This window comes from Vibrio rumoiensis 1S-45 (assembly GCF_000286955.2).
GTDB classification, from domain to species: domain Bacteria; phylum Pseudomonadota; class Gammaproteobacteria; order Enterobacterales; family Vibrionaceae; genus Vibrio; species Vibrio rumoiensis_A.
This window is the reverse complement of sequence record NZ_AJYK02000107.1, coordinates 18,625-41,096: the sequence shown is the minus strand read 5'-3', so window position 1 is coordinate 41,096 and position 22,472 is coordinate 18,625. Positions and strand designations below refer to the sequence as shown.

22 protein-coding genes are annotated in these 22,472 nt (G+C 41.8%); 14 read left to right on the top strand and 8 right to left on the bottom strand.

The window, feature by feature from the left end:
- Window positions 1-196: 196 nt before the first annotated feature.
- Window positions 197-754 (bottom strand): oligoribonuclease, encoded by a 558-nt coding sequence (orn, locus tag A1QC_RS14660; RefSeq protein ID WP_017026726.1) that lies wholly within the window; start codon window positions 752-754, stop codon window positions 197-199.
- A gap of 97 nt (window positions 755-851) precedes the next feature.
- On the opposite strand from orn, the gene rsgA reads away from it, so the two are divergent.
- The 4 genes from rsgA to A1QC_RS14640 all read left to right on the top strand — a co-directional run bounded on the left by rsgA (window position 852) and on the right by A1QC_RS14640 (window position 4,754).
- The gene (gene rsgA / locus A1QC_RS14655; RefSeq protein WP_017026725.1) at window positions 852-1,904 is read left to right on the top strand and encodes a small ribosomal subunit biogenesis GTPase RsgA; all 1,053 of its coding nucleotides are present in this window, start codon (window positions 852-854) and stop codon (window positions 1,902-1,904) included.
- A gap of 131 nt (window positions 1,905-2,035) precedes the next feature.
- Window positions 2,036-2,950, top strand: coding sequence for an archaetidylserine decarboxylase (gene asd, locus A1QC_RS14650; protein ID WP_026026033.1), 915 nt, complete (start codon window positions 2,036-2,038; stop codon window positions 2,948-2,950).
- Between the two features lie 167 nt (window positions 2,951-3,117).
- On the top strand, window positions 3,118-3,831 hold the full coding sequence (locus A1QC_RS14645; RefSeq protein WP_017026723.1) for a glycerophosphodiester phosphodiesterase: 714 nt from the start codon (window positions 3,118-3,120) through the stop codon (window positions 3,829-3,831).
- A 32-nt stretch (window positions 3,832-3,863) separates the two neighbouring features.
- A complete protein-coding gene (locus tag A1QC_RS14640; RefSeq protein WP_017026722.1) occupies window positions 3,864-4,754 on the top strand; it encodes a DMT family transporter in 891 nt (296 codons plus the stop codon).
- A gap of 8 nt (window positions 4,755-4,762) precedes the next feature.
- Here the strand turns inward: A1QC_RS14640 and epmA are convergent, their stop codons facing one another.
- The 3 genes from epmA to A1QC_RS14625 all read right to left on the bottom strand — a co-directional run bounded on the left by epmA (window position 4,763) and on the right by A1QC_RS14625 (window position 7,497).
- Entirely contained in the window at window positions 4,763-5,731 is a 969-nt protein-coding gene (epmA, locus tag A1QC_RS14635; RefSeq protein WP_017026721.1) for an elongation factor P--(R)-beta-lysine ligase, read from the bottom strand.
- Window positions 5,732-5,782: 51 nt separating this feature from the next.
- Complete coding sequence (locus tag A1QC_RS14630) at window positions 5,783-6,535, bottom strand: hypothetical protein (RefSeq protein WP_017026720.1); 753 nt, start codon at window positions 6,533-6,535, stop codon at window positions 5,783-5,785.
- A 152-nt stretch (window positions 6,536-6,687) separates the two neighbouring features.
- Window positions 6,688-7,497 carry a hypothetical protein gene (locus A1QC_RS14625; RefSeq protein ID WP_017026719.1) on the bottom strand — a complete coding sequence of 270 codons (810 nt, stop codon included), beginning with the start codon at window positions 7,495-7,497 and terminating at the stop codon, window positions 6,688-6,690.
- 288 nt (window positions 7,498-7,785) lie between these two features.
- On the opposite strand from A1QC_RS14625, the gene frdA reads away from it, so the two are divergent.
- The 4 genes from frdA to frdD are packed head-to-tail and all read left to right on the top strand — an operon-like array spanning window position 7,786 to window position 11,160.
- The gene (frdA, locus tag A1QC_RS14620) at window positions 7,786-9,648 is read left to right on the top strand and encodes a fumarate reductase (quinol) flavoprotein subunit (RefSeq protein WP_017026718.1); all 1,863 of its coding nucleotides are present in this window, start codon (window positions 7,786-7,788) and stop codon (window positions 9,646-9,648) included.
- Window positions 9,648-10,403 carry a succinate dehydrogenase/fumarate reductase iron-sulfur subunit gene (locus tag A1QC_RS14615; RefSeq protein WP_017026717.1) on the top strand — a complete coding sequence of 252 codons (756 nt, stop codon included), beginning with the start codon at window positions 9,648-9,650 and terminating at the stop codon, window positions 10,401-10,403. Before frdA ends, A1QC_RS14615 begins: the two co-directional genes overlap by 1 nt.
- A 1-nt stretch (window position 10,404) precedes the next feature.
- Window positions 10,405-10,788 carry a fumarate reductase subunit FrdC gene (gene frdC, locus A1QC_RS14610; protein WP_017026716.1) on the top strand — a complete coding sequence of 128 codons (384 nt, stop codon included), beginning with the start codon at window positions 10,405-10,407 and terminating at the stop codon, window positions 10,786-10,788.
- Between the two features lie 9 nt (window positions 10,789-10,797).
- Window positions 10,798-11,160 carry a fumarate reductase subunit FrdD gene (frdD, locus tag A1QC_RS14605; RefSeq protein ID WP_017026715.1) on the top strand — a complete coding sequence of 121 codons (363 nt, stop codon included), beginning with the start codon at window positions 10,798-10,800 and terminating at the stop codon, window positions 11,158-11,160.
- Window positions 11,161-11,290: 130 nt separating this feature from the next.
- Here frdD and efp read toward each other — a convergent pair whose 3' ends face one another.
- The gene (gene efp / locus A1QC_RS14600; RefSeq protein WP_017026714.1) at window positions 11,291-11,857 is read right to left on the bottom strand and encodes an elongation factor P; all 567 of its coding nucleotides are present in this window, start codon (window positions 11,855-11,857) and stop codon (window positions 11,291-11,293) included.
- Between the two features lie 33 nt (window positions 11,858-11,890).
- On the opposite strand from efp, the gene epmB reads away from it, so the two are divergent.
- Complete coding sequence (gene epmB / locus A1QC_RS14595) at window positions 11,891-12,967, top strand: EF-P beta-lysylation protein EpmB (RefSeq protein ID WP_017026713.1); 1,077 nt, start codon at window positions 11,891-11,893, stop codon at window positions 12,965-12,967.
- A 14-nt stretch (window positions 12,968-12,981) separates the two neighbouring features.
- On the top strand, window positions 12,982-13,923 hold the full coding sequence (locus tag A1QC_RS14590; protein WP_017026712.1) for a LysR family transcriptional regulator: 942 nt from the start codon (window positions 12,982-12,984) through the stop codon (window positions 13,921-13,923).
- A gap of 118 nt (window positions 13,924-14,041) precedes the next feature.
- Here the strand turns inward: A1QC_RS14590 and A1QC_RS14585 are convergent, their stop codons facing one another.
- Window positions 14,042-15,022 (bottom strand): MDR family oxidoreductase, encoded by a 981-nt coding sequence (locus A1QC_RS14585; RefSeq protein ID WP_017026711.1) that lies wholly within the window; start codon window positions 15,020-15,022, stop codon window positions 14,042-14,044.
- Window positions 15,023-15,383: 361 nt separating this feature from the next.
- Between A1QC_RS14585 and A1QC_RS14580 the strand changes: the two genes are divergently transcribed.
- Both A1QC_RS14580 and A1QC_RS14575 read left to right on the top strand, forming a co-directional pair.
- Window positions 15,384-15,896 carry a 2,4'-dihydroxyacetophenone dioxygenase family protein gene (locus A1QC_RS14580; protein ID WP_017026710.1) on the top strand — a complete coding sequence of 171 codons (513 nt, stop codon included), beginning with the start codon at window positions 15,384-15,386 and terminating at the stop codon, window positions 15,894-15,896.
- Window positions 15,897-16,079: 183 nt separating this feature from the next.
- Entirely contained in the window at window positions 16,080-16,604 is a 525-nt protein-coding gene (locus A1QC_RS14575; protein WP_017026708.1) for an MgtC/SapB family protein, read from the top strand.
- Window positions 16,605-16,761: 157 nt separating this feature from the next.
- On the opposite strand, the gene A1QC_RS14570 is transcribed toward A1QC_RS14575, so the two are convergent.
- Window positions 16,762-18,228, bottom strand: a complete 1,467-nt coding sequence (locus A1QC_RS14570; RefSeq protein ID WP_017026707.1) for an ATP-binding cassette domain-containing protein — start codon at window positions 18,226-18,228, stop codon at window positions 16,762-16,764.
- A gap of 318 nt (window positions 18,229-18,546) precedes the next feature.
- Between A1QC_RS14570 and A1QC_RS14565 the strand changes: the two genes are divergently transcribed.
- Together A1QC_RS14565 and A1QC_RS14560 are read left to right on the top strand one after the other, a co-directional pair.
- Entirely contained in the window at window positions 18,547-19,524 is a 978-nt protein-coding gene (locus A1QC_RS14565) for a DUF1852 domain-containing protein (RefSeq protein WP_026026031.1), read from the top strand.
- A 53-nt stretch (window positions 19,525-19,577) separates the two neighbouring features.
- Window positions 19,578-20,624, top strand: a complete 1,047-nt coding sequence (locus A1QC_RS14560) for a methionine synthase (RefSeq protein WP_017026705.1) — start codon at window positions 19,578-19,580, stop codon at window positions 20,622-20,624.
- A gap of 143 nt (window positions 20,625-20,767) precedes the next feature.
- On the opposite strand, the gene groL is transcribed toward A1QC_RS14560, so the two are convergent.
- Window positions 20,768-22,417, bottom strand: coding sequence for a chaperonin GroEL (gene groL / locus A1QC_RS14555; RefSeq protein ID WP_017026704.1), 1,650 nt, complete (start codon window positions 22,415-22,417; stop codon window positions 20,768-20,770).
- Window positions 22,418-22,472 lie beyond the last annotated feature (55 nt).

Below are 22,472 nucleotides of genomic sequence, written 5' to 3'. Positions count from 1 at the left end.
CTACCAGCTGAGCTAGTGTCGCGTCATACGAATCTAGTAATTATTAGAATTCGTTAACCTGAACGTCTTCCGTTGTTCAGGGCTGCGAATTATAAGAGCATTTTTTTTTGATGCAAGTGTTAGTTTGCAAAAAAATCAAAATAACGAGTTAATTGATTGAAAAAGAAACACGTAAGCTCTTACATCCACAAATACGTTAAATTTTGAACACTGAAGAACGGTAATATTTCAGTTCAGCGATCGATTCACGAATATCATCTAAAGCTAAATGACTGCCTGCTTTTGAAAATCCGTTCAATAATTCTGGCTGCCAACGACGAGTTAACTCTTTAATCGTACTCACATCAACATAACGATAATGGAAATACTCTTCTAAAGTCGGCATGTGCTTGTACAAGAATCGACGATCTTGACCAATGCTATTGCCACAAATCGGTGATTTTCCCTTAGGTACCCATTTTTCAAGAAAAGCGATGGTTTGAGCAACTGCCTCATCTTCTGAAATTGTACTGTCTTGCACTCGCTTAACCAAGCCACTATGAGTATGAGTATTGGTACACCAATCATCCATTTTAGCCAGTTCTTCTTCTGATTGATGAATGGCTAACACAGGCCCTTCTGCCAGGATATTCAATTCACTATCCGTCACAATAGACGCAATTTCGATGATTTTATGGGTTTCAGGATCAAGCCCTGTCATTTCTAAATCGACCCAAATAAGGTTTTGGTCATTGAAAGACGCATTTAATGACATAGATCTTTGCCTTTTTTATCCAGAAAAGAGGTATCATACTCTGCTAACATACTCTTTGTGAATTTAAAGTATCTTCAATAGGGAATAAGTATAACCTGTGGCAAAAAAGCAAAAACTCACTAAAGGCCAAGTTCGCCGAGTTCGAACCAATCAAAAGAAACGTTTAACCCAAGAAGATTCCATTCAATGGGATGAAAACATGCTAGGCAGCATGCAAAAAGGGTTAGTCATTTCTCGCTTTGGCCAACATGCCGATATTGAAGATTTAGAAAGCGGTGAGATCCAACGCTGTAATTTACGTCGTGGCATTGAAAGTTTGGTATCTGGTGACCGCGTTATTTGGCGACCAGGCCTTGAATCAATGGCTGGTATTTCTGGTGTCGTGGAAGCGGTTGAAACTCGCACTTCTGTTCTCGTTCGTCCAGATTATTATGATGGAGTAAAACCCGTCGCGGCTAATGTGAATCAAATGGTGATCGTCTCTTCTGTTTTACCTGAATTATCATTAAACATTATTGATCGTTATCTTATTGCCGCTGAAACCTTACATATTGCACCTTTGATTGTACTCAATAAAACCGACCTGATTCCGGATGGTGAACAAGAACAGTATCGACAAGCACTAAGTCATTATAAAACCATTGGTTATGATGTGTTGTTCGTTAGTCGAGAAACTGAAGATGGCTTAACTGAACTGCAAGACACATTAAAAGATCGCTTAAGTATTTTCGTCGGGCAATCAGGGGTGGGTAAATCAAGCTTAGTCAATGCATTAATGCCTGAAGTAAAAGTGTTAGAAGGCGATGTGTCCGAAAACTCTGGTTTAGGTCAACACACCACGACCACTGCTCGCTTATATCACTTCCCTAAAGGTGGTGATTTAATTGATTCTCCTGGAGTTCGAGAGTTTGGCTTATGGCACTTAGAAGCCGATGAGGTCACTCAAGCTTTCGCTGAGTTCCGCCCTTACTTAGGTGGTTGTAAGTTCCGAGATTGCAAACATAATGATGATCCTGGCTGTTTAATTCGTGAAGCGGTCGAAAAAGGTGATATTCCTCGAGTGCGCTTTGAAAATTACCATCGCATTATAGAAAGTATGGGTGAAAATAAAGCGAATCGACAATTTTCTAAGAATAAGAAAGATTTATAGCCTTATATTCAACTAACTTGTAACTTGGCAACACTCATTCAACTGCTGACAAGATATTATCTTTTAAGTAAAATCGGCTACCCTTTCCGTAAGACTCTACGGAATGTTTAACAAAAACGGATACTCACGTGATAGATAAAATTAAAGTGACTCTGCAATATTGGATCCCACAACACGGCTTAACGCGTTTAATGGGAAAACTGGCCTCAGCCAAAATGGGCAGCCTCACTACCGCGGTTATTCGCTGGTTCATCAAGCAATATAACGTCAATATGGATGATGCTGTTCATTCTGACCCAGCTTACTTCAATAGCTTTAACGAATTTTTTGTTCGTGAATTAAAAGCTGGAATTCGCCCTATTGCAGAAGGCAACAGCGTGATTGTTCACCCTGCGGATGCTCGCACCAGCCAATTTGGTCCAATCGAAAATGGCCGTTTAATTCAAGCGAAAGGCCATGATTTCTCCGCTCAAGAATTGCTCGGTGGCGATAAAGCCTTAGCCGATGAATTCATTGATGGTGAATTTGCTACTTTATACCTTTCTCCACGCGATTATCACCGTGTTCATATGCCATGTGATGGTGTGCTTCGCCAGATGATTTATGTACCTGGCGATCTATTTTCAGTGAATCCATTAACCGCTGCTAACGTGCCAAATCTTTTTGCACGTAACGAGCGTGTGGTATGTATTTTTGATACTGAATTTGGTCCCATGGCTCAAGTACTTGTTGGTGCGACTATTGTTGGTAGCATTGAAGTTGTGTGGGGGGGAACGATTACACCACCTACTGGTTCTTCGGTTCACCGTTGGAACTATGAAACTGAAGGTGAGAAGGCGATTCGATTCAAAAAAGGTGAAGAAATGGGTCGTTTTAAACTTGGCTCAACCGTTATTAACCTATTTGCTAAAGATCAAATTCGTTTCGATTCAAGTATGGCAGAAGGTGAAGTCACAGTACTTGGTACGCCTTATGCACATCAGTTAGAAGCTAAAAGCACTGCATCAGATAACTCTGAAACAGAGATTCCATCTAACAATCAATAATAACCTTCTCGCTCATTAAATTTTGAAGGGTGGCTATCAATGATGGTCACCCTTTTTTATACCTTTCTTACTTGAAGGTACTTGGGTATATTAAAAATATCTCACTAGCCAAACCATAACCACTTCCACTACTATCGAATTTTAAAGACTTTAAAGAGTGATTTATTATGTTGATCATTGCTCACCGTGGCGCTCGCTCCACCCATCCTGAAAATACACTCATTGCGATCCAAGCAGCAATCGATATGGGCGTTCAAGCAATCGAAATCGATGTGCATGAACATGATGGTCAATTCTGGGTGATCCATGATAAGTGGCTTAATCGCACCACCGATCACATTGGAAAACTTCACTGGTTAAGTGCCGAGAAACTCAAGCAAGTCAAAATCGCCAAAACAGAAAACATTCCGACTTTAATTGAGGTTTTGAAGTTAGTGGATGGTCAATGCGCTTTGAATATAGAGCTTAAAGGTATTAGCCACCATGATTTGCTCTATCAACATTTGAATTTTGCATTAGAGAATTGCCACTTTCAGTTAGAACAATTAATTGTTTCTTCATTTAACCATGATTGGTTAAAGCAGTTAAAAGAAGAGCAATCTCAATGGTTGATTGGCGCATTATCTGCATCAAAAGGCACAGATAAAGCTTCATTTGCAAACAAGATTGGGGCCACCAGCATTAATTTAGACCTAGATGTGATCGATGAAGAGTATGTTCAGCATGCTAAACAATTAGGTTTAGCTGTATATGTCTATACCGTCAATCAACCAGAAGATTGGCAATGGTTGAACGAAATCGGCGTAGATGGTGTGTTTTGTGACTGCCCTGCTAAGGCAATTGAGCACTACCCTCAACCAACGCAATTTATGTGGCAATAACACCGTCCTTTATATTCAAAGAGTAGAACACCATGACCTACGAATGGTTTGCCTTAGCCGCTGCCGCTTTATGGGCAATTTCCAGTTTAATATCAGTAACTCCTGCGCGTCATTTAGGGTCATTTGCTTATAGCCGTTGGCGCATGGGTTGTACTGCGATCATGCTGACTAGCATGGCATGGTTTATGGGAGGATGGGCAACCGTAGAATCTAACCATGTGATCCCTATGGCGTTGTCGGGATTAATTGGCATCTTTATCGGTGATACAGCTCTATTTGCTTGTATGAATCGCATGGGCCCTCGTATGGCAGGCTTACTCTTCTCTTGCCATGCTGTTTTTTCTGCTTTACTCGGCTATTGGCTCTTTCATGAAACATTAAATGGCATTGAGTTATTTGGGGCTATTCTGGTTTTCTCTGGTGTGGTCATCGCCATTTTCTTTGGACGTAAACAAACTAACCAACATACTTGGGAAACCGTACAGGGAAAACTGCATATTGCGATTAGTTTAGGGCTATTGGCCGCATTTTGCCAAGCAATGGGCGGCATCATAGCCAAACCCATCATGCAAACTTCGGTTGATCCGATTGCGGCATCGGCGATACGTATGATTGCCGCGTTTACCGCTCATCTAACCTTAAGAGCCACTGGCGCTAAGATCGCAAAACCATTGCAGCGAATTAATTGGAAAATTTTAGGGGTAACTGCCATTAATGGTTTTCTGGCAATGGCGGTAGGGATGACATTAATTCTCTACGCGCTACAAAAAGGCAATGTCGGTATGGTGGCATTATTATCAGCCACCACACCGATTATGATTTTGCCGCTACTTTGGCTCTACACCAAACAACGCCCCTCTCCTTTTGCTTGGGTTGGTGCATTGCTTGCGGTAATTGGCACCGGTGTTTTAGTGAATGTGTAAATAAAAGATTAAGCTCTAGGAAACGGAAAAGCCGTCACTTGATCAATATGATCACAGCCGATCGCCAGCATAATCAAGCGATCAATTCCTAAGGCCACACCGGCACATTGCGGTAAACCCGCTTCTAATGCCGCAATCAAATGATAGTCAATCGGTTGAGGGGATAATCCCATCTCAACTCGTTGCTGATTATCTCTTTCAAAACGGGATAACTGCTCTTTCGAGTTATCCAACTCATGAAAGCCATTGGCAAGTTCGAGCCCTTTAAAATACACTTCAAACCGGTCTGCAACTCGTGGGTCAGTTTGATTGATTTTGGCGAGTGCTGCTTGTGAGGCAGGAAAATCATAAACCATCACTGGAACTTGTTGCCCAATATTCGCTTCGATGCCAATGCTAAATAACAATTGTAATAACGTATCTCGGTCTTGTTCAGGCTCGGCAATATCAGCCAATCCCAATGTGGCCGCAACTTGTTTTAGCTGCTGCATACTCCCCTCTAGAGGGCATACCTTTAATACCTGCAAAAAAGCATCTTGATAGGTCATTTTTTCGCACGGCTGGCAATCTAATACCTGTTGCAGCAACGCATCCATTTCAGCCATCAGATCATGATGGTCAAAACCAACTCGATACCATTCAAGCATAGTGAATTCTGGGTTGTGATATCGGCCGTTTTCTTCATTACGAAACGCTTTATTTATTTGATAAATAGAACCACTGCCCGCCGCCAATAAACGCTTCATGTGAAATTCGGGGCTGGTCATCAAATACACTTGTTTTCCATGCGCAAAATCAGGGCCAATAAATTCTGTTTTAAAGGTATGAAGATGAATATCCGTCACTGTGGCATGGCTCATCGCAGGCGTATCAACTTCAAGCACCTCTCTTTCTGCAAAAAATTGACGAATAGAAGCAATGAGTTGTGCACGTTGTCGTAATTGAAGAATAGAAGCAGAAGGCTGCCAAGTTTGCATCAAAAGTTCTCACAGAAATGAACGAGGTATGATAATAAAACGGCAATGGTATCAATTAAACTGATATTTATAACCGATGCCTATTTTCTGATCATCGCCATAACTATTGTGTTGAATTTTAGCGTGGATCCCTAGAGATTGATTTTTCGTAATATGGTAACCAGCACCACCACCATACACATACCCAGAGTAGTCATCCGAACCACGCGAATAAGCGGTTGCTGCGATGAGAGTCCAATCTTTATTAAGAGGCTTCATCGCTTTCACTCCCACATAGCCACCAAATGAGGTTGTGGGGATCAAAGCATATTCATCATCAAAGTCCGATCCAACCTCAGCACAATCGTCTTTATTGACTTCACACGCTGCATCACCATCGTTGTAACTCACGCCCCCCATGACAAACATTTGCCAGCCAAACGGTTCAATATCAAAATAACTAAGAGGGATAAATGAACCCACACTATAATTGGTCTGCTCAGCATCATGATCCAGTTGATGCTTACCAAACTTAAAATTCACGATACCAATATCAAATAGCCACGAGCCCCCTAAACGCCATTCACTGCCATCTTTATTTATCCCTGCGTTTAATTTATTTGATTTGCCCAAACTCACCGATCCCATGAGATGCACCGTTCCAGAATAATTAATCCCAGCTTGTGTCACGATTTTGGTTGGGTCTTCCGGTAGTTTGTCTTTTTCAGCAACGACTTCAGCTTGAGCCGAATAAGGCAATAGCGCTAAAGATAATGATAAAGGCGTACCTAAGATGAATGTAAATTTAAGGTTGAGTTTAGACATTAGCTTTAAATATTGACTGGAATATAGGCAGCATACAAGCCTCAGAGAATATCGCCTAGTTTATAGGACGTAAAAAAGTGTAAAGCTTAAATATTTATAGGCTTATATCACTGAGTCAACAAAGTTATTAATACAAAATTAATGCAGTTGTATTAATTAAATTGATACTTATAAGAAATACCTAACTGTTCATCATGCCCATAATTATTATCTTGCAAGAATCCATAAGCCGCTACAGATTGACGTTTGGTTATACTATAACCAGCACCTAACGCAAAAAGATAACCATGGTAATCATTCGAACCAAGAGAGCCTGCCGCAACACTAATGATACGAACTTTTTCTGTAATAGGTTTTAATGCAAAAAAACCAGCATAACCTGCAGAACTAGTACTAGGAACAAAAGCGACGGTACCATTCATATCATTGATATCAAAATCATTACCACATAGCTGTTCTGAAGTATCACAAGCCACTTCACCATCGTTATAGGTGTAGCCTGCCATGGCAAAAACTTGCGTTCCCCAAGGTTCAAATCCAAAGAAACTCAAAGGCATAAAAGTACCAATACTGTAGTTATTCTGGTTAGAGTCATCATCGAACTCCTTTTTCCCAAAATTAACATTCACAATGCCTACATCAAATAACCAAGAGCCACCGAGTCGCCATTCTGAGCCATCAGCATCAACAGAAGCATTAATTTTATTGACTGGACCTAATCCAATTGATCCTGAGAACTTTAGCTGATCACCGCCATAACTTGCGCCTAATTGAGTCACGACTTTAGTTGGGTCTTCTGCCAACTTGTTTTTTTCTTTTTCTATCTCTTGTTGCTTGGTGTTTTCGAGTTGACCATTTTTCTGCTGCTCATTCACTTGAGTGCTATCGGCTGCATAAGCGGAGGACAAAGTCATACTGAGTAGCATACCCGCTAACACTCTATGGCTATCTTTAATTTTCATGTTTCAATCCTTGATGAATAACCTCCTTACTATAACGATTTATGATATTTAATAATAGACATGTCAATCTCATGATTATTACACCATTCACTGTGATCGCTTCTCACAATGTAGCCACGTCCAGATAAACTACCTCTTTAGAGGCATCTATCTTCACTTTTACCCCTTTCAGATCAATTTATTAAAGCGTGTAATTTCCTACACTACAACCAGCAAAACAATTACTCACTTTCCAACCGTGCTCGTGAAACAAAACTCTAATGAGCACACCTACTCTGGAGAATAACTGTGAAAGTCATCACCACAGATATCGCAGTCATCGGCGCTGGCGGCGCTGGTTTACGTACTGCAATCGCGGCAGCAGAAGCAAACCCGGAACTTGAAGTCGCTCTGATTTCAAAAGTGTACCCAATGCGTTCACACACGGTTGCTGCCGAAGGCGGTTCAGCGGCAGTTATCAAGGAAGAAGACAGCTTAGACAATCACTTCAACGACACCGTTGGCGGTGGGGATTGGCTATGTGAACAGGATGTTGTTGAATATTTCGTCGCAAACTCAACCCGTGAAATGATCCAAATGGAGCAATGGGGTTGCCCTTGGAGTCGTAAAGAAAATGGCGATGTCAACGTTCGTCGTTTTGGTGGCATGAAAATCGAACGCACTTGGTTTGCCGCTGATAAGACTGGCTTTCACATGCTGCATACCCTTTTCCAAACATCAATGAAGTACCCTAACATCAAACGCTTTGATGAGTATTTCGTGGTCGATCTACTCGTTAATGAAGAAGCCGACGGTGAAGGTGCTGATTCGAAAGGAAATAGCAAAGAAGCACAAGGTATAATCGCCATTCACATGTCTGAAGGTGAGTTAGTCGCCATCAAAGCCAAATCTGTAGTGCTTGCCACTGGCGGGGCTGGCCGTGTTTATCACACCAATACCAATGGCGGTATCGTCACCGGTGATGGCATGGCAATGGCTTATCGTCATGGTGTACCACTTCGTGATATGGAATTTGTTCAATACCACCCAACCGGCCTACCTGGTACTGGCATCTTGATGACCGAAGGGTGTCGTGGTGAAGGCGGTATCATCGTCAATAAAAATGGCTACCGTTACTTACAAGATTACGGCATGGGCCCTGAAACCCCTGTTGGTGAACCAAAAAACAAATACATGGAACTCGGACCTCGCGACAAAGTCTCTCAAGCCTTCTGGCATGAACAACAAAAAGGCAACACCATTAAACACCCACTGGGCGATGTGGTGATGCTGGATTTACGTCACTTAGGTGAAGAATACCTTAATGAACGTCTACCGTTTATTTGTGAGCTAGCCAAAGCATACGTCAATGTTGACCCAGCCAAAGAGCCAATCCCAATTCGTCCAACCGTGCACTACACCATGGGCGGTATTGAAACCAATGGTCAATGTGAAACCCGCATTAAAGGTTTATTTGCTGTCGGTGAATGTGCCTCTGTTGGCCTGCATGGCGCAAACCGTTTAGGCTCGAATTCCTTAGCTGAGTTCGTGGTATTTGGTCGTGTCGCTGGTGAACATGCTGCAGAGCGCGCCAAAGCATTCAAAGGCTGGAATGACGCGTCAATTGAGGCGCAAATTCAAGCAACTCAAGATCGTATTCAAGCACTTCTCAATCAAGAAGGTGATGAAAGCTGGTCAGATATTCGCACTGAAATGGGTCACTCCATGGAAGCAGGTTGTGGCATCTACCGTCAACAAGATTTGATGCAAGCAACCATCGATAAGCTCACGGAGCTAAAAGCGCGTTATAAGAAAATCAGCATTCAAGATAAAGGCAAAGTGTTTAACACCGATCTACTGTATGCCATTGAAATCGGCTACGGCTTAGATGTCGCAGAAGCGATGGCGCAATCAGCGATTCGTCGCACTGAATCTCGTGGCGCACACCAGCGTTTAGACGACGGTTGCACCACTCGTGATGATGAGAACTTCTTGAAACACACGCTTTCTTTCTATCAAGAAGATGCCGCGCCAATCATCGATTACAGCGCAGTAAAAATCACCAAGTCTCAACCTAAAGCTCGTCTATATGGCGCGGCTGCGGAAGAAGCTGCTGCCAAAGAAGCCGCAGAACAAGCGGCTTCCACTCACTCAGAGCAGGAGAGCAAATAATGTCTGCCAGTATTTCACAATCTACCCATATACAAAAAGTACACATGTCACGCTACAACCCAGAAGTGGATGACTCACCATACTTGCAAACCTTTGAAGTCCCTTGCGATGACACCACATCAGTTTTAGATGCGATTGGTTACATCAAAGATCACCTAGATAAAAACCTGTCTTACCGTTGGTCTTGTCGTATGGCGATCTGTGGTTCATGCGGCATCATGGTCGATAACGTGCCAAAGCTGGCGTGCAAAAGCTTCATGCGTGATTACCCAACCGGTGTCACCATTGAGCCTTTAGCCAACTTCCCTATCGAGAAAGACTTAATCGTCGATATGACGCCGTTCATTGAGCGTCTTGAAGCGATTAAACCTTACATCATTGGTAACGATCGCAAAGTAGAAGATGGCCCGAACAAGCAAACCCCAGCGCAGATGGAAAAATACAAACAATTTGCCAACTGTATTAACTGTGGTCTTTGCTACGCAGCTTGTCCTCAATTCGGTTTAAACCCAGAGTTCATCGGCCCTGCGGCTTTAACACTGGCGCATCGTTATAACCTAGATAACCGTGATAATGGTAAGGCCGAGCGTATGAAGCTGATCAACAGTGAAAACGGTGCTTGGGGTTGTACTTTTGTTGGCTTTTGCTCAAAAGTCTGCCCTAAACACGTCGATCCAGCCGCCGCGGTTAACCAAGGGAAAGTGGAATCTTCAATGGATTTCGTGATCTCTATGTTCAAATCACAGGAGTTCTAGAATGAGCAATCGTAAACCTTACGTTCGTCCTATGAATCGAACTTGGTGGAGCAAACATCCGTTCTACCGCTTTTACATGCTACGTGAAGCAACCGTGTTACCACTGATCTTGTTCACCTTATTTATGTTGTGTGGATTAGCCAGTTTAGTCAAAGGCCCGCAAGCATGGGTAGAATGGCAACACTTTATGCAAAACCCATTAGTGATCGCGATTAATATTGTTGCACTAGCCGGTAGCCTATTTCACGCCGCAACCTTTTTTAACATGATGCCTCAAGTAATGCCTATCCGAGTGAAAGGAAAACTGCTGGCACCGAAGATGATTATTGCCACACAATGGGCCGCCGTTGCGGTGATCTCATTAATTGTACTGATATTGGTGTAGGAGCTAGATATGATTAATCCAAACCCAAGACGTTCTGATGAACCAATTTGGTGGTCTTTATTCGGCGCAGGAGGTACTTGGTTTGCTATGATCACCCCTGTCACCATTTTGGTGCTTGGCATCTTAATGCCACTCGGTGTGTTCGATATCGGCACTTTTAACTTTATACGTGCTCATATGTTTGCAAGTAGCTTTATTGGTGGCTTATTTATTATCGCCAGTATTGCCTTGCCAATGTGGCATGCCATGCACCGTGTTCATCACGGCATGCACGACCTTAAATTCCACACTGGAATTCTTGGGAAAATTACTTGTTATGCATTTGCCGCAATCATGACGGTATTAGCCATTGCGTATGTTTTCCTACTATAAAGTCAACAACCTGCATAATGGGGCGCAGTAATGATGCCTCATTATAGTAGAAAGATTAAAAAAACGGGCCGCTGAATAATCAGCGGCCCGTTCGTTATTTGTTTTACTTTTTCTTCAGATACGAAGAAGATTATTTAACACGACCAACATATTCGCCAGTACGTGTATCGACTTTTACCACTTCGCCAATCGCAATAAATAGTGGTACACGCACGACAGCGCCAGTGCTTAAAGTCGCAGGTTTTCCGCCAGTACCTTGAGTATCACCTTTCAGGCCTGGATCGGTTTCTGTTACTTCAATTTCAACAAAATTTGGCGGAGTAACAGTGATAGGGGTATCATTCCACAACGTTAGAGTACAAACGTCATTTTCAACTAACCATTTAGCCATGTCGCCGACTGCTTTGACATCAGCAGCAATTTGCTCGAAGGTTTCGTTGTTCATGAAATGGTAGAATTCACCATCATTGTATAGGTAGCCTAGTTCAACATCGACTACGTCAGCCAGTTCAAAGCTTTCACCAGACTTGAACGTTTTCTCTAACGTTTTTCCAGACAAAAGTTTGCGAAGTTTTACGCGGTTAAACGCTTGGCCTTTACCAGGCTTAACGTATTCATTATCGATGATTGAGCAAGGCTCATTATCTAACATGAATTTTAAACCGCCTTTGAATTCATTGGTGCTAACTGTCGCCATGATTTCCTCTTACAGATCTTTGAGTTGATTTCAATGCCGCCTATGATAACCCGAAAAGTCATTTCTGTTGAGAAAAACAGTCCTAAATCCTTGTCTTCCTCTTCACAAAGTAACGTGAAAGTCGAAAATACTTGGCTAACTGAATTGTCTAATGCAATTTCTAATCCTCTTGAATTACTCAGTCAGCTTGAAATTGATCCTTCGCCTTGGCTTGAAGGACTGCAAGCACGCCAATTATTTGCTCAACGAGTCCCCCAAAGTTTTGTCGATAGAATGGAAAAAGGCAATCCATATGATCCGTTATTACGCCAGGTGTTGCCTCTCAGTGAAGAATTCGAAATCCACGAAGGTTACTCCACCGATCCATTGGATGAACAAGACAACGTGCTACCCGGTTTGCTGCATAAATACCGCAGCCGAGTATTGATGATCGTCAAAGGTGGTTGTGCAATAAATTGCCGCTATTGTTTCCGTCGCCACTTTCCTTATCAAGATAACAAAGGCAATAAAGCGACTTGGCAACAAAGCTTAGATTACATAGCAGACCATCCAGAGTTAGATGAGGTCATTTTATCTGGCGGCGATCCATTAATGGCGAAAGATAGCGAACTGCAATGGCTCGTTGATGGTATTAGTAACATTGAACATATCAAAACCATTCGTATTCACAGCCGTTTACCCGTAGTGATCCCCTCTCGCATCACCGATAAATTATGCGCAATCTTAGAACAGACTCGTCTTAATATCGTGATGGTCACGCACATTAATCATGCTAATGAAATCAATGATGAATTAACCATTGCATTAACTAAACTCAAGCGCGTTGGCGTACATTTACTCAATCAAAGTGTGTTATTAAAAGGAGTCAATGATTCCGTTGATACACAAGTCAATTTAAGCCGAACCTTATTTCAGGCTGGCGTTCTACCCTACTATTTGCATGTATTAGATAAAGTTCAGGGCGCAGCACATTTCTATGTTTCCGATCAGCAAGCAAGAGCGATCATGCAAGGTGTACTGAAACAAGTGGCAGGTTATTTAGTCCCTAAATTAGCACGTGAAGTCGGAGGGGAAGCCAGTAAAACCCCTCTCGATTTACACTTAGATTAACAAGGGATAAGACCATGGAATTAGAAGATGTATATCGTCGTGATTTAAACCTGCTAGTGGCTCTGCGTGTCTTAATTGAAGAAAGCAGTGTTAGTAAGGCTGCAATTCGTTTGAATTTAAGCCAATCCGCCATGAGTCGAGTGCTCGGTCGTCTACGTCTTTTACTCGATGACCCTCTGTTTACTCGCCAAGGACAAACTCTCATCCCGACTCAAAAAGCACTCGAGATTAACCGTTCACTGGCCGCGCCATTAGAAAGCTTGCGTCATTTATTATCGCCCCAAGACTTTAGTCCTAAACATTGCCGGCAAAAATTCACTATCGCCACCACAGACTATGCAATGCAAACTATTCTCCCTTTTGCATTGCCAAGAATTTATCAAGAAGCACCTAATATTCGACTTGAGCTCGTGCCTTTACAAGATAACCATCTTGTTGAACAACTGACCACTCAAAGAGTCGATATGGCAATCTGTCGGCCAACTTATTCTATTACGCCACTACATAAAGAAAATTTAGGTAAAGTCAGCGTCTTTTGTTTGTTATCACCTAAGCACCCATTAGCCAATACCGAGTTATCGTTAGATGATTATTTAACACATCCGCATGCTATGATCGCTATTAGTGATGGAGTCAAAGCACTCATTGATAACGCTTTATGTGAACATCCTAAACCACAACTAGTATTGCGAGCTTATCACCTAGAAGCTGCTCTCGCTATTATGGATACCCTACCGTTAATCGTTACCGTTCCGGCAGATTTAGCGTATCTGGTCGCCAAGCGTCACAACCTTGTGATTAAAAAGCTACCATTTGAATTAACACCTTTTGACTATTCGTTAATTTGGCATTCACGTTGTGAACATTCATCAGCACAAAAATGGCTACGAACCGTGTTGAAGCAAGAATGTGGGAAGCTAATAGCGGAAAGAATCGAGGTGATGGGAATAGAGTAGAAACGCAAGGCGTTCGCGTTCCTCGTCCTTAATAAAGAACAAAGCCAAGTAGAGATTCATGTCAAAGCACTACCAGGCTTTAAAGATTTATTGTTCTATCAAATAGAAGCCATTGCTTCTATATTTTAACCACCACACGCCCAGTGATTTGACCATTGGTAATATCCTCTGCGTATTTCTCGACCTCTTCCAAGCTAATTTCAGTACAGGCTTGTTCAAAGTAGCTTGCCGGTAGAAGCTCAACTAATTTATTCCATGCTGCAATGCGCTTCTCTGCTGGGCAACTCACAGAATCCACACCTTGCAGGCGCACGTTGCGTAAAATAAATGGCATGACTGTCGTCGGTAAGTCAAAGCCTGCCGCTAAACCACAAGCCGCAACGACTGAATTGTAATCCATTTGAGCCAAGACTTTTGCTAAAACTTTGCTACCTGCTGTGTCAACCGCACCCGCCCATAATTGCTTTTCAAGTGGGCGAGCTGGCTCTTCAAATTCACTGCGTTCAATAAGACGTGATGCACCTAGTTTTTCTAACCAAGGACCATTTTTTTCAATGCGCCCCGTCACTGCTACCACTTTATAACCAAGCTGACTTAGTAAAGTGACTGACACAGAGCCCACGCCGCCACTTGCTCCTGTAACCAGAATCTCACCATCTTCAGGTTTTACTCCTGCATCTAAAATGGCTTGAACACACAACATAGCGGTAAAGCCAGCAGTACCAATCATCATCGCTTGTTTGGTGTCAAAACCTTGTGGAAGTGGCACGAGCCAATCGGCTTTTAGTCGTGCTTTTTCAGCCATGCCGCCCCAATGATTCTCACCAACACCCCAACCCGTTAGTACCACTTTATCGCCTGCGGTGTAACGCTCATCTTGAGATTCAAGCACGGTACCTGAAAAGTCGATACCCGGAACCATCGGGAATTGACGAATGATTTTACCTTTTCCTGTTACCGCAAGGCCGTCTTTATAATTGATAGAAGAATAATCAACCGAAACCAACACATCACCTTCTGGCAACTGGCTTTCATCAACATTTTCAATATTGGCAATTGTACGTTTGTCTTCTTGATCCAACACTAAAGCTTTAAACATAACGTCTCCAAATCTGATGGGGTATTAATAAGATATGCATGCATTATAGGCAAATAACCTTAATGAAAATAGTGAAAACAAATCATTTGATCTATGCATAACATGCATAATGGTGAATAGACTGTACCAGATGAAACTCAGAACCTTCATGAGGGTCATTCATGATGTTCAATCACAATTTACAATGAAAGTTTGCAAGGTCGATTACTCAACTCACAATTTATTAAAAAATCACTATTATTAGTGGGTGTTTTAAATTATCGTTTAAATAACAATTTTATCAATAACAAAAACCAATAAATGAGACGATGACATCAACCCCATCAATAACTCGTTTGTACTGACTATGTAGAGGATAACTATGCTTCCATTTCTAGTTCATGATCACAAAGAACTGCTTACTCTTAATATGAATGAGCAACCTATGTATGAAGATCCACTACCGGGAATTAAAGGCTTAAAAGTACAGCCTTTGTTCCTTGATCCTGCAAGTGGTGTATGGGCATTACGTGTTATCTTCTCACCTGGTGTCATTCTGCCTCGTCATTACCATACCGGTTCGGTTCACTTTTGGACGCTTTCTGGTATGTGGCATTACGCTGAGTACCCAGAGCAACCACAAACGGCAGGTTGTTACTTATACGAACCAGGCAGTTCAATTCATCAGTTTGTTTGCCCAGCATCTAACACTGAAGATACAGATACCATCATGATGGTGACAGGCTCAAACATTAACTTTGATCAAGATGATAATTATGTCGGCATGCTTGATGCTAACTCGATCATGGCAATGTTGATCCACCATTGTATGGAAAAAGGTTTGGAACCAGCAAACTACATTACTCCGGGCCAAGCTGATTACACCGCGAAGTAATCTTTATCGTCTTAACAATGTTTCATAAAAGCGCTAGCCAATTCGGTTGGCGTTTTTTATGCACCATCAAAAACTCTTCTTTTAAAGTCAAAAAAATATCATCAAAAATCCACTGGATAAATGTCTTCATTGTGACATATTGCACCTTTCCTCCCTACTACACACAACAAAGGCAACGTCGACATGAATCCAGAATGGTTCAACATCGATCCATTTAATTGGTGGTCAATTATCGCATGCTCAATTAATGGCACCTTGATTGGTCTTGAACGACAATTACGCGGAAAACCAGTCGGTATTCGTACTGCAATCTTGATCATTTCCGGTACTTACTTATTTATGGCGATGGCAGTATCACTTTCACCTAATACCCTTGATCAAGCCCGTGTACTTGGACAAATCATTACGGGTGTCGGGTTCTTAGGCGCGGGAGTAATGATGACAATGGATGGTAAGATTCATGGTGTCACCTCTGCTGCGGTTATTTGGGTGCTCGCCGCATTAGGGTTAATGATTGGGCTTGGGCATGAAAAACAATCTATTATTTTTACTGTATTAACCTTATTGGTGTTACTGGGTGTTGACCAAGTTGAAAAAAGTTTTCAGAGTTTACGTCGAGGCGTTCATCAAACTTTGCAAAAACGCCGCCGTCCAAAAACAATTGATATGGATCGCGGAATGAAAGAAGAACAAAGTACCGAAGATTAGAAGTCTCGTTCCTAAAATAAGTTTAAGGTAGCAAGACGTTATATACCGAAGTGACTTCAAGATGCGATATTCAATACCTTGAAGTCACTTTGGCTTACAGCAATGAAATGATCATTTTATGGCGGTAAACTTTCAATATCACCTTTAAGTGTTAGGTTCATTTCTGTCGAATATGGACCTCATATCCACTCTCTACATCCCCAACAAAATCCACATAGTTATCAATAGCAGGTAAGGCATCCTCGCTATGATGCGACACATACAAAAGCTGACTTAAGTTTTCCTTGGCAATCATATTCAAGGTATTCATCACCAATTTTCGGTTAATAAAATCCAAGCCTTGGTAAGGTTCATCTAGAATCAACAGTACTGGCTGTTTAATCAATGCTCGACCAATCAATAGCAAACGCTGCTGACCGTAATCGAGCTGCTTAAAGCTCACTTTTTCACATTGGCTCATGTGCAGAATGGCTAGCCAATCTTTCGCCAAATCGACCTGCTTTTTAGTGGGTTTTTGATACAAACCTATCGAATCAAAAAATCCGGATAGTAAGACTTCTATCGCACTGCAACTGACTCGATATTGTAAATGCAACGCTGATGACACTACTCCAATTTGCTGCTTCACTTGCCAAATGGTTTCACCACTACCACGAGGCTGACCAAACAAAGTAATATCGTTGCTATAGCACTGAGGATGGTCACCAAGCACTAAACCTAATAGCGTGCTTTTACCACACCCGTTCGGACCTCTTACTTGCCAATGATCACCATTATTGATGCGCCAATTAACGTCTTTGAAGATCAAACCATCGGTATATTCTACTTTACCATTTTTTAGCTCAACCAAAGGGTCAGGATATTTAGGCTGATAACGCTGAGACTTAATTAAATCCAATACTTCTTGGCTACGCTCGACCGATAACGCCATTAATTGCGCCATCACAGGGTGTGCATGCCATTGCTCAATGGTCATGGTGTCGCTCAGTGTATTGACGATATCGCCTGACTTTTGTATCTCCGAGTTAAACATAGCGACATGAGTAATGCATGGTGGGATCTCATCTTCACGCGAAGTGATGATCAATAATTGCATGCGTTGTGAAAGTTGCGACAATAAATCGGAAAGGTTTTGTTGGTGCTTAATGTCGAGCCCAGCATAAGGCTCATCTAAGATAAGAAGTTCGGGTTCAGTGGCAAGTGCTCTGGCTAACATCACTCGGCGAGTTTCACCGGTTGATAATTGACGGAAACCTCGCTGACGCAAATGCAGCAAATCCGTGAGCGCCAACAACGCTTCAAGTTGTTCTGGATGCACACATACCTCTTGAACCAAGGCCTCGACACTTGACCCATAATCCAAATGATCCATAAAATCGGTATCATCTTGCTCTAATTCTTTATCAAGTAAAAGTTGCTGTTGATACAAAGACACCCAACCAATGCGTTCTGGAAGTCCTACAAAATCACCTTGCTCAATGACCAAATCACCGCTAAGTAAGCGACCAATTAAAGAACCACAATGACTGTAAGTTGAGAAGATCGCCCAATGCTGATTCGGCTCAATCACCCAATCATCGACTTTCAAACCATACTTGTGAACAATGAGATCTTTTATTTGCATCGTCAAAACTATTACTCCCTCATACAAAACAAACCGCTAAGCATCATAAAACAATGTATACCGCTGATCCCCTTTTCTCTCCAAAAAACGAGCACCGTATAACCTAAAAATCACGGAAACAAACATAACCAAATCGGTGAAAACATTAACATGAATTTTATTCATAATGTCATTAGGTAAAATCAATTTCCCTCATTCATATAACAACGTATAAATAGATTAAGTTTTAGACAATATTGTTGTTGATTCTCAATCATCCTTTAGAAGGAAATCAACAGGCAAAGAAAATCAAAAAAGGGAATTAAAAACAAGATGAGTATCAATAAAGAATTTACATTTACCCTTAAGAGCATTTGTCTCGATGAAAACTATCATCCATCTGCCAATACGCGTATCACAACTAATTTTGCTAATTTAGCCAGAGGTGATTACCGTCAATCAAATTTACGTAACGCCTTAAGTATGATTAACAATCGTTTTAATGCCTTAGCGCATTGGGATAATCCCACCGGGAATCGTTATTCTGTTGAGCTGGAAATAGTGTCCGTTGATATTGATGTTGAAGGTAATGGCAAATATTTCCCATCAATCGAAGTATTAAAAACAAATATTGTTGATAGTAAAACCAACAAACGCATCAAAGGGATCGTCGGAAATAACTTTTCCTCTTATGTTAGGGATTATGATTTTAGCGTATTACTTCAAGAGCATAATAAAAACCAAACGAAATTCAGCATCCCGGAACATTTCGGTGCGTTACATGGAAATATATTTAAATCATTTATTAATTCAGATACTTATAAAAGTAATTTTGATAAGCCACCCGTGATATGTTTGAGTGTTTCAGATAATAAAACCTATCATAGAACCGCAAACCAGCACCCGGTATTAGGCGTTGAATATCAGCCCAATGAGTCTTCTTTAACTGAACAATACTTCAAAAAAATGGGATTAAAAGTTCGCTATTTCATGCCACCAAATAGCGTAGCACCATTTGCTTTATATCATATTGGTGATTTGCTTAATGATTATTCTAATCTTGAGCTGATAAGCACCATTAGCACAATGGAAACCTTCCAAAAGATATACAGACCAGAGATTTATAATGCGAATACTGCCGCAGGAGAATCTTATCAACCCAATCTGAAGAATATGGACCATTCTTTAACGCAAATTGTTTATGACCGAGAAGAACGAAGTGCGCTAGCAAATGAGCAAGGTAAATTTGCTGAAGAAAACTTTATCAAGCCTTATCAAACGATCCTTGAGCAATGTTCTGTTGAGCTCACTGAATAGCGATATTGAACCATTACGTGAATCATTTTTTCAAATAGGCGACATTATTTATCATGAAAACTTTATTACCAACTTCAACTGCTGGCAGTTTACCTAAGCCTTTATGGCTTGCACAACCTGAAACACTTTGGTCTCCTTGGAAATTACAAGATGAAGAGTTAGTGGTAGGCAAACACGATGCTTTGCGTCTTTCTCTGCAAGATCAACAACAAGCAGGTATTGATATTGTCAGTGATGGCGAGCAAACACGCCAACATTTTGTGACGACTTTCATTGAACACCTCAACGGTGTTGATTTCGAAAAACGTAAAACCGTAAAAATTCGTGATCGCTATGATGCCAGTGTGCCAACCGTTGTCGGCCCAGTGAGTCGTCAAAAGCCAGTATTCATTGAGGATGCGAAGTTCTTACGCCAACAAACCAAGCAACCAATCAAATGGGCACTGCCAGGGCCAATGACGATGATTGATACCCTTTATGATGACCATTATAAAAGCCGCGAAAAGCTTGCTTGGGAGTTCGCTAAAATACTCAATCAAGAAGCTAAAGAATTAGAAGCTGCCGGTGTTGATATCATCCAATTTGATGAGCCTGCATTTAATGTATTTTTTGATGAAGTTAATGATTGGGGAATTGCGACGTTAGAACGAGCGATTGAAGGGCTTAAATGTGAAACAGCAGTGCACATTTGCTATGGCTATGGCATCAAAGCTAATACAGATTGGAAAAAAACACTCGGTACCGAATGGCGACAGTATGAAGAAGCCTTTCCTAAACTGCAAAAATCCAATATCGATATTATCTCATTAGAATGCCATAACTCACATGTTCCAATGGAGTTACTCGAATTGATCCGAGGTAAGAAAGTCATGGTGGGCGCTATAGATGTGGCAACCAATACCATTGAAACACCGGAAGAAGTGGCTGACACCTTGCGCAAAGCGCTTCAATTTGTCGATGCTGATAAACTCTACCCATGCACCAACTGTGGTATGGCACCTTTATCTCATCAGGTCGCGACAGGTAAGCTTAATGCTCTTAGTGCTGGCGCTGAGATAATTCGTCAAGAGTTAGCGGCTCATAAGTCAATCATTCTATAACATTCCGACTGTTTGATTTAAAAGCTAACACCTATAATTTCAAACGATAAAACAACCAATAAAAAACCCGAATATCACTATTCGGGTTTTCGTTAAGTTAAGAGCTACGGGCTAAAACTAAGGGAGAATAGAGTTAAACTCTATTACATCATGCCACCCATACCGCCCATTCCACCCATGCCGCCCATATCAGGCATAGCAGCAGAATCTTGTGGCTTGTCCGTGATCATTGCTTCAGTCGTGATCATAAGACCAGCTACCGATGCAGCAAATTGTAGTGCTGAACGAGTCACCTTAGTTGGATCCAAGATACCCATCGCAATCATGTCGCCGTATTCGCCAGTCGCAGCGTTGTAACCGTAGTTACCTTCACCAGCGCGAACATTGTTAGCAACAACCGATTCTTCATCACCTGCGTTTTTGGTGATTTGACGAATTGGTGATTCCATAGCGCGAAGTGCAACGCGAATACCCACATTTTGCTCTTCATTGTCACCTACAAGACCACTTGCAGCAACCGTTGTTGCCGCGCGGATAAGGGCAACACCACCACCAGCAACAATACCTTCTTCAACTGCCGCGCGAGTTGCATGCAATGCATCTTCTACACGGTCTTTTTTCTCTTTCATTTCAACTTCAGTTGCCGCGCCTACTTTGATGACAGCAACGCCACCAGCTAGTTTAGCCACACGTTCTTGAAGTTTTTCTTTGTCGTAATCTGAGGTTGCGTCTTCGATTTGTTGACGAATTTGAGCAACACGACCTTGAATGATTGTCTCTTCACCAGAACCATCAATAATCGTGGTGTTTTCTTTGGTGATGGTAACGCGTTTCGCTTGACCAAGATCTTCTAGAGTCACTTTCTCTAACTCTAAACCAATCTCTTCAGAAATCACTGTACCCGCTGTTAGGACAGCAATATCTTGTAGCATTGCTTTACGACGATCACCGAAACCAGGTGCTTTCACTGCAGCTACTTTCACGATACCGCGCATGTTGTTAACAACAAGAGTCGCTAGCGCTTCACCTTCAACGTCTTCTGCAATAAGAAGCAGTGGACGAGAAGCTTTAGCGACTGCTTCAAGTGTTGGAAGCAATTCACGGATATTTGATACTTTCTTATCCACAAGAAGGATAAATGGGCTGTCTAGATCAACACTACCCGCTTCTTGGTTGTTGATGAAGTATGGTGATAGGTAACCGCGATCAAACTGCATACCTTCAACTACATCTAGCTCATCTTGTAGCGCTTGACCTTCTTCAACGGTAATCACGCCATCACGGCCGACTTTATCCATCGCTTCCGCAATGATCTTACCGATAGTCGTATCAGAGTTTGCAGAGATAGAACCAACTTGTTCAATTTCAATGCTAGTAGCACAAGGCTTAGAAAGATTCTTAAGCTCAGCCACAGCCGCTTCAACGGCTTTGTCGATACCACGCTTAAGATCCATTGGGTTCATACCCGCAGCAACTGCTTTAAGACCTTCAGTGATAATAGATTGAGCTAGTACAGTCGCAGTTGTCGTACCGTCACCCGCAACATCGTTCGCTTGTGAAGCCACTTGCTTCACCATTTGTGCGCCCATGTTTTGGAATTTGTCTTCTAACTCGATTTCACGAGCAACCGACACACCATCTTTAGTAATGGTTGGTGCACCGTAAGATTTGTCTAAAACAACGTTACGGCCTTTAGGACCTAATGTTACTTTTACCGCGTCAGCCAGAACGTTAACACCTTCTAGCATTTTAATTCGTGCGTCATTACCAAATTTAACGTCTTTTGCAGCCATGTTTGTATTCCTTTTAAAATCTATTGAATGCTTGGTTTTGAATTAAGAAGTGAAT